This window comes from Bradyrhizobium sp. PMVTL-01 (assembly GCF_051861855.1).
In the GTDB taxonomy this organism is placed as follows: Bacteria; Pseudomonadota; Alphaproteobacteria; order Rhizobiales; family Xanthobacteraceae; genus Bradyrhizobium.
The window spans coordinates 1,574,863-1,586,317 of sequence record NZ_CP193982.1; the positions used below are offsets into that span (position 1 = coordinate 1,574,863).

The 11,455-nt window shown below is 60.7% G+C and carries 9 protein-coding genes and 2 pseudogenes; 5 read left to right on the forward strand and 6 right to left on the reverse strand.

Features of this window, described 5'->3' with window-relative positions:
• Positions 1-501: 501 nt before the first annotated feature.
• The 4 genes and pseudogenes from ACRQ5Q_RS07390 to ACRQ5Q_RS07405 form a co-directional block, all read right to left on the reverse strand.
• Positions 502-1,785 carry a cystathionine gamma-synthase family protein gene (locus tag ACRQ5Q_RS07390; RefSeq protein ID WP_439396736.1) on the reverse strand — a complete coding sequence of 428 codons (1,284 nt, stop codon included), beginning with the start codon at positions 1,783-1,785 and terminating at the stop codon, positions 502-504.
• Between the two features lie 64 nt (positions 1,786-1,849).
• Positions 1,850-2,218 carry a hypothetical protein gene (locus ACRQ5Q_RS07395; RefSeq protein WP_225128641.1) on the reverse strand — a complete coding sequence of 123 codons (369 nt, stop codon included), beginning with the start codon at positions 2,216-2,218 and terminating at the stop codon, positions 1,850-1,852.
• A gap of 472 nt (positions 2,219-2,690) precedes the next feature.
• On the reverse strand, positions 2,691-2,990 hold the full coding sequence (locus tag ACRQ5Q_RS07400; protein WP_225128638.1) for a hypothetical protein: 300 nt from the start codon (positions 2,988-2,990) through the stop codon (positions 2,691-2,693).
• A 79-nt stretch (positions 2,991-3,069) separates the two neighbouring features.
• A pseudogene (locus tag ACRQ5Q_RS07405) lies at positions 3,070-3,511 on the reverse strand (Ku protein); the annotation flags it as partial.
• Positions 3,512-4,143: 632 nt separating this feature from the next.
• Here ACRQ5Q_RS07405 and ACRQ5Q_RS07410 point away from each other — a divergent pair.
• Complete coding sequence (locus tag ACRQ5Q_RS07410) at positions 4,144-4,512, forward strand: hypothetical protein (RefSeq protein WP_439396739.1); 369 nt, start codon at positions 4,144-4,146, stop codon at positions 4,510-4,512.
• A gap of 1,091 nt (positions 4,513-5,603) precedes the next feature.
• Here the strand turns inward: ACRQ5Q_RS07410 and ACRQ5Q_RS07415 are convergent.
• Positions 5,604-5,984, reverse strand: a complete 381-nt coding sequence (locus ACRQ5Q_RS07415; RefSeq protein ID WP_439396740.1) for a GNAT family N-acetyltransferase — start codon at positions 5,982-5,984, stop codon at positions 5,604-5,606.
• On the reverse strand, positions 5,981-6,781 hold the full coding sequence (locus ACRQ5Q_RS07420; protein WP_439396742.1) for a GH12 family glycosyl hydrolase domain-containing protein: 801 nt from the start codon (positions 6,779-6,781) through the stop codon (positions 5,981-5,983). Before ACRQ5Q_RS07420 ends, ACRQ5Q_RS07415 begins: the two co-directional genes overlap by 4 nt.
• Before the next feature lie 230 nt (positions 6,782-7,011).
• Here ACRQ5Q_RS07420 and ACRQ5Q_RS07425 point away from each other — a divergent pair, with 230 nt between their 5' ends.
• The 4 genes and pseudogenes from ACRQ5Q_RS07425 (at position 7,012) to ACRQ5Q_RS07440 (ending at position 11,425) form a co-directional block, all read left to right on the forward strand.
• Complete coding sequence (locus ACRQ5Q_RS07425; RefSeq protein WP_439396744.1) at positions 7,012-7,191, forward strand: hypothetical protein; 180 nt, start codon at positions 7,012-7,014, stop codon at positions 7,189-7,191.
• Positions 7,192-7,579: 388 nt separating this feature from the next.
• A complete protein-coding gene (locus tag ACRQ5Q_RS07430; protein WP_164937376.1) occupies positions 7,580-7,762 on the forward strand; it encodes a hypothetical protein in 183 nt (60 codons plus the stop codon).
• Between the two features lie 498 nt (positions 7,763-8,260).
• A complete protein-coding gene (locus ACRQ5Q_RS07435) occupies positions 8,261-9,214 on the forward strand; it encodes an ArdC family protein (protein ID WP_439396746.1) in 954 nt (317 codons plus the stop codon).
• A gap of 105 nt (positions 9,215-9,319) precedes the next feature.
• Positions 9,320-11,425 (forward strand): annotated as a pseudogene (locus ACRQ5Q_RS07440) (ParB/RepB/Spo0J family partition protein).
• The last annotated feature ends 30 nt before the right edge of the window (positions 11,426-11,455 follow it).

Sequence of the window (11,455 nt, forward strand, 5' to 3'; positions counted from 1 at the left end):
TGGGCGATCACCACACCGGCGCAGGTGGGTCTAGTGCCAACCCGACCAACCCCTGTAGAGGCCGACAAGCACGATCTAGCGGCGGAGAACGTTTGGAGCACGGTGCGCGAAGCGGCTGAAGACGCTCCAATCGCGCTCGAGCCGGCGAAGGCTGAGGGGGGCGGCAACGCCGGCCGAAACCATCCTGATTGCAAGGAAGCAGCGGACCATAACTGAGCCGAGGCTGAACTGCTCCAACTAGCTGCAAGGCAGGAGCACGGTGATCGCGGTCGGGCACGGGAACAGGCGGCAATTGGGAGTTGGTTTCGCCTTGGATCGCGCCATCTCCAAATGGCTCGAAGCCGAGGTGAGATTGATGGCCTGCCGGCGATTCCCTGCTGAACGCATCCGGCAAGGGCTATTACATCTGCCTCGTGCGGCACCTTCGGGCGGGCAGAGTAACGAGGCTGCCGCGGCGATCATGTCGGCATGCCGCGCGTCCAATCCGCTTTGTTCCCCCGCTCAAGCCGCGTTCAGCGCCTGGGCGAGGTCCGCGATCAGATCCGACGGGTTCTCGATCCCGATCGACAGCCGGATGGTGGAATCGAGCACGCCGATCTTTTGGCGGATGTCGGCGGGAACGCCGGAATGGGTCATGGTCGCGGGCAGGCTCGCGAGCGACTCGGTGCCGCCGAGGCTCACCGCCAGCTTGAGGATCTGCAGCGCATTGAGGAATTTCACGGCCGCCTCCTTGCCGCCGACGATGTCGAACGAGAAGGTCGATCCCGCGCCCAGGCATTGTCTCGCGAACACCCGCCCCGAGGGCGAGGCCTGCTCGTGATGACCGAGATAATGAACCCTGGCGACCTTGGGGTGGTCGCGCAGATAGCTCGCGACCAGGCGCGCATTCGCATCGGCCTTTTCCATGCGCAGGCTCAGCGTCTCCAATGAGCGGTTGATCATCCAGCACGAATGCGGATCGAGCTGGGTGCCGATGGCGCCGCGCAGCGCCTTGATGCCCTTCATGATCGCCTTGGATCCGAGTGCGGCGCCCGCGATCAGGTCGGAGTGGCCGCCGACATACTTCGTCAGCGAATACAGCGACAGGTCCGCGCCGTGCTCGATCGGCCGCTGAAACACCGGGCCGAGCAGCGTGTTGTCGCAGGCGATGATCGGCGTGTGTCCCTGGGCTTTGCCGACGGAATCGGCGATGCGGCGGATCATCGCGATGTCGACGAGGCCGTTGGTCGGATTGGCCGGGGTCTCGATCAGGATCATCGAAACCCGCCCCCTCCCCGTCGCCTCCTCCGCGGCCTGCCTGACGGAGGCCTCATCGATGCCGTCGGCAAAGCCGACCGCGCCGATCGACAGGCGCGCCAGCGTGTTCGTCAGCAGCGTTTCCGTGCCGCCATAGAGCGGCTGGGAGTGCAGGATGACGTCGCCGGGCCGGACGAAGGCGAGGATCGTGGTCGCGATCGCCGCCATGCCCGAGGAGAACAGCGCACAGCTCTCGGTGCGCTCGTAGACCGCGAGCCTGTCCTCGACGATCTCGCTGTTGGGATGGTTGAAGCGCGAATAGACCAGGCCCGCCCCCATGCCTTCCGGCGGCTCGCGCCGGCCGGCGACGTAATCGAAGAAGTCCTGGCCGTCTTCGGCGGTCTTGAACACGAAGGTCGAAGTCAGGAACACCGGCGGCTTGATGGCGCCTTCCGACAATTGCGGATCATAGCCATAGGTCAGCATCAGGGTTTCCGGATGCAGCATATGGTTGCCGATATGGGTCTTCGACGGGAACGGTTTTACCATGGCTGCCTCGCTGTTCTGATGCTCGCCGCGCGTTGCCGGCCGAATCGGTGGTACCCCGCGGTGGTCACGAAATCGAGCCTGTATGCAGGTTCGTCAGCACCTGCTCCGGCAGCGGATCTCCAGACACATCTAACTCGGCACCAGTGCTCAAATGCGTCAGTAGGTTCTCGGGTAGGCTGGTTAGCTGGCTATGGTTAGCGAGGAGGAGCACGAGCCCGGGCGGGAGCGCCTCAGGTAAGCTGGTTAGCTGGTTGCCCCTAACGGCGAAAGTATGGAGCATAGCGGGGAAGCCCTCCGGCAGACTCGTCAATTGATTGTCGCTGAGCTCGAGATACTGGAGCGAATCAGGGAGGATCTCCGCTCCTGCGCCCTTTTGTTCGTTCGAAGAGATCCCATCGGCGCGCAGAATCTGTCCTGCCTCAAAAGGATCCATTCCATACTCCCTTGCCAGGACTGAGTAGACTTAGTCCATACGATACGTTGTAACCTCTGAAGCACTTACCTGTCGGTAAGCTGACGAAGAAGCTATCGCCAGGTGGCGACCATAGGAGTTGGAAACGCGGTGATCGTTGCGCCTGCCCGAAGCTGCTCGACCATTTCAGCACGACCATCATATGACAGGGACGTATCCGCGTGGAGGCGTCTGATTTCCACCTCGCCGTCCCACCGTGCCACCGCCGCCTTACTCTGCGCGGCCGTCCCCTGTCGCTGCCTGAATTGTTCGGCTGCCCGCGCCGCACACATCGCGCGCTGGCTCTCGGCGGGCGCAGTGGGACGGAGTGCTCACAGTCTATGACGTGGCAGATTCAGCTCATGCGGAGGATGACGTAGGCCAGAGGGTTGAAAATTGGGCTGCCGAACGGGACGTGGGCCCGCTCGAAGTTCGAGAAGAAGCCCTAACGCGATTAAATCTCTCCGAGAGAGAGCAACATCTCGATCTCGGATCGTTGTCGGTGTCGACGCTTCAAATTCAGGCTGATGACGTATCCCAGCGGATCGTCACCGTAATAGTTGCGCGTCGGGCAATCGGCGCCGGTCTCGACGGCGGCGCGACAGCGATTGCGGCCGTCGAGGATATTTCTCTTGAACACGCCGACCGCTTCGCGCACGCCGTTTTCGCTGACGTCGGACAAGAACTCGGCATAGGCGTCGCCCTCGATCCGCGCGAAAATGGCAGCGATGGGATCCGGCTCAAGCTGGGTCATGCCGCCAACCTAATGAGCGGTTATGCTAGCGCTCAGCCGCCGGAATTCGTGGCCGCCGCCCTGGAGGGGCAAGTCCTTGACGGATCTCGTCGAAGCATTCCAACTCGCTGCGCACGCCATAGGGTAGCGCAGCAGAGTGCCGACAAGGCCCTTGTCCATCGGCTCGAGCGCAATGATATGCTCGCGGTTGGTCAGCACCACCCGACCGATGGCGACGACCTTGTCCATCTCTCGAATGTTCTCACGGATCACGGCCAAGGCGTCGTGGCCGACCTAGCCGTCCGGGCGCTGGCAGTAGGGGCGGATCAGGTAGCGGGGATCGATGTCGGGCCGGTCGACGAACTCGTCGATCTCGATGGTACGTGTCGATTCGAGCGCGATCTCCTCGAGCTCCTCTTTCGAGACCTAGATGTACTGACCCTTCTCGAGCGCGTAACCCCGGCGATGTCTTCGTTCGGCACCTCGTCGCCGGTGTCGGCGTCGACCTTCACGTACTTGATGCGGTGTCCCGTCTGGCGGTTGAAGGCGATACTGTGTTTCCCAAAAAGGCCAGGCCTTCTTCCTCAGCTCGCGAGGCTGCCGTCTGTCGGCGATCGGCCTGCAGAGCGCCAGCAAAGATTGCGTGAGCCAGCCACCACGTATGATTCCACGGCGCGGCCAAAATGACTGCGAGCGACGATAGCCGACCCATACGCTACTCAGAAGGAGGCAATCCGCGCCGCGGTCGATGCCGTCCACGCGAGCGGAAAGGCAGGGCACGACGCTTAGGTTCTCGTTCAAAGGGAGAACCACCAATTTAGAATCGAGTGGACACACGGCCACGACCCATACCCCACCAGCCGCCTAATCGCGGACCACATGAGATCGGCGCCAACCAATCCTGGTAGGTGCCTTGCAGTCCTTCTCCGCGATAATTAGCAGCACCCTTTGGGAGTTCAGCCTCTGGGGGGCCGAGGTGGCCAGCCTTGCTAACTCCGAGGGCGACGGCTGGTGGTAGAGACAGTGCTTTCGGGGGCGTGAGCGCCGAATCACCCCTGCGCTGGCCGTTTTTCGGAGCGGTAAGCCGCTTGAAGTCCCCGCCTTTCCGCTGAATCTTCACCAATGGTGCGAGCTGGAATCACTGCTTCCAACCACAGTCCAAAGGAAACCTGATATGATCCCTATTGAGCAGTCCTTTATTCGAGCGATAACGTTGCTTGACGGACCAAAACCGACCGAGCAACGGGCTGAAATCGTCGCTCACCTGGATACTATTGTAGACTATGCACGCGACGATGCCGAGGAGCGCCTAGCCCATAGTTTCAAAGCGATGGCCCTGAACCACCTTGACAGTATCGGTCGAGATACGTCGACTATTGTTAAGGAAAAAATGGAGCTGGCTCTGATCGCCACTGAAAAATTGATTATAGCTATCGTCGAGCGCAACTGGCGGGGAATAAGATCCGAGCGATGTCCATGCAGGAACGTTGCAACTAGGCAATATGCCGGGCGGTGGTCGCGATCAGATAAGCATGACCGATGACGACCTCCACCAAAGACATGCACGCAGCGCAGCCCGACGGGAATATAGTGCACTGCGTAAGGCTGATTTGCGCTGGTGAGGAGGCGGCTAAGCAGCGAGCGCAGCAATTAGCCGAGACCAACACGGTAGAACTTGGCAGCTCACTCGCAAGATTGCGAGCTATCCGTCGCGCGCGAACTGAGGCGCTTAGTTTGCGCAATTCTCGCCCTTACCCTTTGCGTTTGTCCCTCACAGATACGATCCCGGTCGCCCGGCGCCGGCGCTTCAGGTCTTCCTGGTAAAACTTCACCGCAGTTTAGCAATGCTCCAAGCCTCATACTCGGATCGGCGACTCTGACGCGTTCGTCTCAAATGTAATAAGTCGGCCCCGGTTTCTGCGAAACGATAATAGGCCAAGTCATCGCCTCCGACATTGCGCAATGGGAGCCGGAGGCCGAAGCCTCAGGCGTCGCCGTGGATTGACATGGCGTCACCTGCTGCAAAGGCGACCGTCGGCGACACGCTGAAGGGAGGATGGATCCTCTCGTTCTATGCGATGAGGGGAACGCCGGCCCCCCCACGGGTGGCGCGCGCCGAAGGCGGAACGGGGCAGTGATGGCGATCGCCGAGAGGCGAGCCCCTTTCCCGAGTGCCGCTACCGGGCGCTCCGATTTACGGGCTTCGATGTTCGACGAAGAAGTCTTTTAACGCGGCAGTTAGGAGCTGGGGCAGCTTGTCAAGCGCATTGCTAGGCATTGCTTCAGTCTCCGCAGCCCATGCGCATGGAATTTAAATCCCGATCGTCGGCCCGGCGGCGTCGGGACTGCAACTAGCCTCAGCGGCGCTGGTGCAAGTCATTGTGATTACAAGCGGTGGCAGCAGTAGAATGATCCACCGTCTGCTCAGTTTTGATATTCTCATCTGGAGATCCCAAGTTGTCGTTGTTCACAAACCATGAACAAGGCTGCAATGTCAGCGATGCTCCCCGACGATGATGGTTATCGGGACGCGACCCGACGATCTTGTCTATGAATACCAAGCCCGTCAGTAATGATCTAGCAACGCAGTATCAGAGATTCTTGTAGAAGAAGGTCGCCGAGCGATAGGTTCCGTCAGAGGCGAGCACACAACCCGGTATGATACCCACGCGCTGCCATCCTTCGCTGGCGTAAAGACGCTCGGCAGCAGAACTTGTGGTCGTGCTGAGCGTCAAGAACATCTTTCCCAGCCGACAGCAGCCAGCGCCCGATACCGCGACGGCGTGCACTTCTTCCAACCAGCAGTTTGACGACTTGAGCGCTATGCATCTGGTTCTCAGACGCGGCAGGTACCATCTGGACTGTGCCAAAAATCTGACCTGTGCTATCTTCCGCAGCTAGCAACACGCGTTCATTGCAAATAACCGCGTCCGCAACGCTACGCCAGTACCAGCGCCCGTCGTCGAGATAACGGTGACAGAAAGCTAACTGAGGCGAACAGAACTGGATCTTCACTTTGAGGTCACGGTCCAGTTATTGAACTTGAAGTCCATTCCGCCTGGGGACGAGGTGATCTCGACGCCGTATTGGACGCTACCGACGTTTATGTCGCCGAAGTAGCCTTTCGACTTGATCCACTCTAGGATGCCCTTGATGTCCACTGTCCCGCTATTGCTCTTCGAAGTGGGCACGAGCGAGATGACGTTGTGACCATTGTTCCCTTGAAACACGTTCCAGGTCGTCCCTCCCACCTCGACGTTAGTGTAAACCGGGATCGCCGCCCCGGAGGGATCCTGCCGATAATGATAAGAAATCGGCTTAACGTTGCCGCTACCGTCCGAGTTTCCGGTGTAGTTTGTCCAGATCATGATCTCATGCTGGTTTGAGCTGTCCCAAATATCATAGGCGGTATCCCAAGCGCCGCTGTTAGGAACGTCCTGATTGAAGGTCGAGCTCAAGGTGTTGATTGCACTGAGCGGCTTCCCGATATGGACGGCCTCATGCGGATAGCTCTTGATGCCACCAGTTCGAGGCTGGTTCGACCACACGCTCCACCGGTTCGGTCCATACACTGAAATGGTCTGAGGCCCGGCACCACTGCCCCACACATCGTTGTTCCAGGAGTAGCCCTCGCGTGCAAAGTTCCCGTATGGAGCGCTCGAACTCCAAATCGGGGGCTTTGCCGGTACAGCGGCGAGCGGCCGCCCGACGTCGTTTACAGCTTGTCTGAAAAGCTCATGATCCTCCTGTGAGCGGGCGTACCCCGTTGGGGACTCTGGCAAGCCGGCACCGTTTATCCGATTGGAATCCATTATGCTCTCCCTTGCTCCTATGAGAACAAAGCCTCTTCGGTTGGCCCTTAAAGATCGGCTTCGAATTCTAGGACGGTTGGCTTTCGAGAAGCTGACTAGTGCGAGAGTGCACGGTGCGCGCCTGTCCGCTACTTTTCCAACCCACGCATGTGGCGCAACGAGAAGGATTTCCCGATGGTCATCGCGAGCCCGCCGGGATCATGATCGGGCGCAACCCTGGCGCCATCTGAGTGACGCGGGCAATTGGTCAGGCCGCGCTGCTTCATCTCCAGCCCGTTGCCGACCACATGCGCCGCCATCTGGCAGTGGCGGATCGCCTGTTCATGGATGAACCACGGCGCCGGTGCTCGATCGCGGGCGTGGTCAAAAAGAGCTGCTTCTGGGCGATCGCCTCCGACGATCGCAGCTAAAGCGGCCCAAGTCCGCCGATCGTGCTGTTCCGATATGTCCCGGTCGCAGCGGCGTCTTCGCTGAGCAGTTCCTGGACGGCTTCAACGGACACTTCCTGAAAAACGATGCCTATGACGGTTATGATCGGCTGATCGAAGTTGTCCGACCGCAAGGGCCGTGGTGCTAGTACATTGCTGGAGCCATTTGCGCCGGCGCTTCGTCAGATTGGCCCTGGCTGACGCGCTTCCTCGATGACGAGCGTCTCGAGCTCTCCAGTGCCATTTGGGCACGGCGAAGCGTCAATCCACACGGTGCGCCGATCACCGCGCTCGGGGAGGTGGGACTAGCGCGGTTTGGCGACTCACGTTACCCATCATTTTAAGCCCCTCACTACGCAATGGGAATGAAATGGTTGCAGCTACCCGTGAACCGCCGGCCTCTGGTTACGCACTCGAAGTGGATGGCCGACTCAAAGCCGAATTTGCAACCAGAGACGGCGCCAGGGCAGGTGGAGAAGAACTAAAGAAACGTTTTCCCATGCTTCAAATCAGGATCTATGACGCGCAGACGCATGCGCGCGAGGAAATCTAGATCTTCAGGCTAGCGATTTCCCGCTTTGCGCGTGCGGCTTCCGCCGCACCGGGCTCTCGTGAACCGAGCCGCTTTGCGTCTCGGCCATCCGGCTTCGATCCCTCGCGCAAGGCCTGGGGAGTTCCTCGCCGGGGCACTCGGGAAAGCGGCTCGCCTACGACGATCGCTATCACTGCCCCGTTCCCGGGTGCCGCTATTGAACCGGTCTCGTCGCTGCACTCGGACCCGCGTGCCCCTCGGGTCGCTATGCTCGTGTTGAGGCGATGCGCCCTTGGCGCACGCCTGGTGGGGCCTGCGGCCCTAAAGCACCGCGAGGCCATCCCGAAGAATGGAACGAAAGACGGAGCGCGTCTCAGATTTCGCATTCTGTCATTTGTGTGGGTGAGGAGCTCTCGCAAATCGCGCGGCCTCGATTAAAGTGAGAGTGCCGGCCGGGTTTTGCCGTGACGGGTTACAAGCTGCGAGAGAGGCTCGCGGCGCCCGTCGCGGAGATCCGTTATGTCCAGACACTATCTTCGGGCACGCGCCGGCGAGGACCGAACCAGCCTTTATGACGAAATCACCAACAAAATTATCGGCGAGCTTGAAGCCGGCCGCGTCCCGTGGGTACAGCCTTGGGGTTCGGCGGCGGCGGCGGCGTCATTGGCCATGCCGAAAAGCGCCGCCACTGGCCGTCAATACAGCGGCATCAACGTCCTAATCCTTTGGGGGGCTGCCACCGAACACGCATTCACCAGTCAGAGCTGGCTCACCTTCCGTCAGGCGCTCTCGCTCGGCGGTCACGTCCGCAAGGGCGAGCGCGGCACGAGCGTCGTCTATGCCGACCGCTTTGTGCCGGCCGACGAAAAGCGGCGCGCCAGCGAAACAGGTGACGAAGCGCAGGCCATCCCGTTCCTCAAGCGGTTCACGGTCTTCAATATCGATCAGTGCGAGGGCTTGCCTTCGGAGATCGCAACGACGCCACCTCCGCCGCCTGGCCTGATCGAGCCAAAGATTGAATACCTGATCAAGGCGACCGGGATCGACTTCCGCATTGGCGGCAACCGCGCCTTCTACATGCCGGCAGAAGATTATGTGCAGGTACCGCCACCACAAGCCTATTTCGAGCCGATCAACTGGCATCGGACGGCCTTTCACGAGCTGGCGCATGCTAGCGGCCATACATCGCGTCTGAATCGCGATTTGTCGGGAAGCTACGGAAGCAAGAAGTATGCCTTTGAGGAATTGATCGCGGAGATATCATCCGCTTTCGGATGCGCCTCGCTCGGCATCGTGCCGACGGTGCGGCACGCCGATTATATCGGCTCCTGGCTTGAGGTGCTGCGAGAGGACAATCGTGCTATTGTGCGAGCTGCCTCGCAAGCCAGCAAGGTTGCGGATTATCTCCTTGGGTTCTTGCCGGAGGAGGTTGGCGACATGACGACGGAGAGAGCGGAACAGGAGGCAGCGTGAGGGTCTCCTCGGCCACCGCTGGTAAGCGAGTGAGAGGGCAGGGTCGTTTTCGCGACGGGTTGAAGGTCGAGAGAGGCTCGCGGCTGCCCGTCGTGGAGACTCGACATGACAAAGGCTGTCCAGAAGATCACCCTGTCGCCCTCACGCGACATTCCCTTCAATAAGCTGGTGCTGAGCCAATCCAATGTTCGCCATGTGAAGGCGGGCATTTCGATCGAGCAACTCGCCGAAAGCATCGCGGCGCGCACACTCCTGCAGAGCCTCAACGTCCGTGCCGTCGGTGATGCCGAAGGAAACGAGACGGGCATGTTTGAAGTGCCTGCAGGCGGCAGGCGCTATCGCGCCCTCGAACTGCTTGTGAAACAAAAGCGCATGGCGGAGACGCAAGCGGTTCCGTGCGTTGTTCGGGACCAGGGTATCGCGGAAGATAACTCGCTTGCGGAGAACGACGAGCGAGTCGGCCTCCGCCCCCTCGATCCGTTCCGCGCGTTCCAGCGCCTCCAGCAAGGTGGCATGAGCGAGGAAGACATCGCTGCGCGGCATTTTGTGACGCCGGCCGTCGTGAAGCAGCGGCTTCGACTGGGCTCGGTTTCGAGCAAGCTGCACGAGATCCATGCCCAGGACGGTATGACCCTCGAGCAACTGATGGCGTTCTCGGTGACAGCCGATCATGTTCGCCAGGAGCAAGTCTGGGAGCAGGTCAGTCGTTCAGGTTACGACGAGCCATATCAGATCCGGCGCCTGCTGACGGTCCGTGCGTCCGATCGCCGCGCTCGGTTCGTGGGCCTCGAGGCTTACGAACAGGCAGGCGGGGGCGTTTTGCGTGATCTGTTCGAGCATGACGATGGCGGATATTTGCAGGACCTTGCCTTGTTGGACTGTCTTGTTACCGACAAGCTGAAGCTCGAGGCGGAAAGCATCGCGACCGAGGGTTGGAAGTGGATCTCAGTGGCGGTCGAGTTCCCCTACGGCCATACCAACGGCCTCCGCGAACTCGAGGGCAAACCTGTGGATCTCACCCCGGAGGAGCAGGCCACCATCGACGCACTCAACGGCGAGCATACTAAGCTTGAAGCGGATTATCAGGATCCCGACGAACTGCCCGATGAGGTCGACCAGCGGCTAGGCAAGATCGAAGCGGCACTGCTCGCATTCGAACACCGATCGATGATCTACGAGCCGGCCGAGATCGTCCGCGCTGGCGTCTTCGTCAGCATCGATTCCGAAGGGCGCCTGTCGGTGGATCGGGGCTATGTTCGGTCGGAGGACGAGATGTCCGCGATCCATTCTGACGTCAGGCAGGGCACCGATGCGCAGCCGATCGAGGGGAAGAGGCAGGTAGCTCCATTCAGCGCACGGTCATCGCGGTCGCAAGTAGCGCTGCTGACGCTGCAGAAGATGATGAGGACGCGGCCAAACCCTTGCCGGATCGGCTGATCACCGAGTTGACCGCACATCGTACACTGGCATTGCGCAATGCGCTGGCGGAAAATCCGGCGATCGCGTTCCAGGCGGTGCTGCACAATTTCGTGCTGACTGCGTTCTACCGGTTCTCGTCGACGGGGAGTCCCCTTGAGATCGGACTTCGCACGCCGACCTTTCCCGCTCAAGCCCCCGCCCTGAGGGAGAGCGCGTCCGCGAAGACCGTCGAGGCGCCGCATGAGTCCTGGAAAGCACGGTTGCCGAAAGGCGAGAAGGACCTGCGGGATGCGCTCACAGCTCTCGACGGTGCCGCTCAGGCGTCCCTGTTCGCTCACCGTGGGTCATTTGCGGTCAACGCTCTCTACGAGCCAGCCAACCGCTACGATCAGGGCCGTGTCTCCGCCCATAGTGTTCGCGCGCGTCTCGACCAGGCCAATGTGCTGGCGCGCGCGGTCGGGCTGGACACGGTGCAGGCCGGCTGGCGACCCAGCGTCGACAACTATCTTGGCGGAGTCATCAAGCCTCGCATTCTGGAAGCCGTGCGAGAAGCAAGGGGAGATCTTCCGCGCAGCTGATCGACCACTTGAAGAAGGCCGACATGGCCAAAGAGGCCGAACGTCTTCTCGATGGTTCGGGCTGGTTGCCGGAACCGCTGCGTCTCGTCGATCCCCATGCGGCGTCAGTGGAGCCGGAGGTGGAAGCAGGCCCGCTACCCGAATTTCTCGCCGACGATGAGGATCGGGAGAACGCCGGCGACGATGACCCGCACAGCTCGACGCGACTGAGTGACACAGAGCGGGATGGCTCGGGCCATCCTGC

Bases quoted from the DNA above. Each gene is read 5' to 3' on its own strand.
- ACRQ5Q_RS07390 (WP_439396736.1), bottom strand. From the start codon at position 1,785: ATGGTAAAACCGTTCCCGTCGAAGACCCATATCGGCAACCATATGCTG.
- ACRQ5Q_RS07395 (WP_225128641.1), bottom strand. From the start codon at position 2,218: ATGGATCCTTTTGAGGCAGGACAGATTCTGCGCGCCGATGGGATCTCT.
- ACRQ5Q_RS07400 (WP_225128638.1), bottom strand. From the start codon at position 2,990: ATGACCCAGCTTGAGCCGGATCCCATCGCTGCCATTTTCGCGCGGATC.
- ACRQ5Q_RS07410 (WP_439396739.1), top strand. From the start codon at position 4,144: ATGATCCCTATTGAGCAGTCCTTTATTCGAGCGATAACGTTGCTTGAC.
- ACRQ5Q_RS07420 (WP_439396742.1), bottom strand. From the start codon at position 6,781: ATGGATTCCAATCGGATAAACGGTGCCGGCTTGCCAGAGTCCCCAACG.
- ACRQ5Q_RS07430 (WP_164937376.1), top strand. From the start codon at position 7,580: ATGGTTGCAGCTACCCGTGAACCGCCGGCCTCTGGTTACGCACTCGAA.
- ACRQ5Q_RS07435 (WP_439396746.1), top strand. From the start codon at position 8,261: ATGTCCAGACACTATCTTCGGGCACGCGCCGGCGAGGACCGAACCAGC.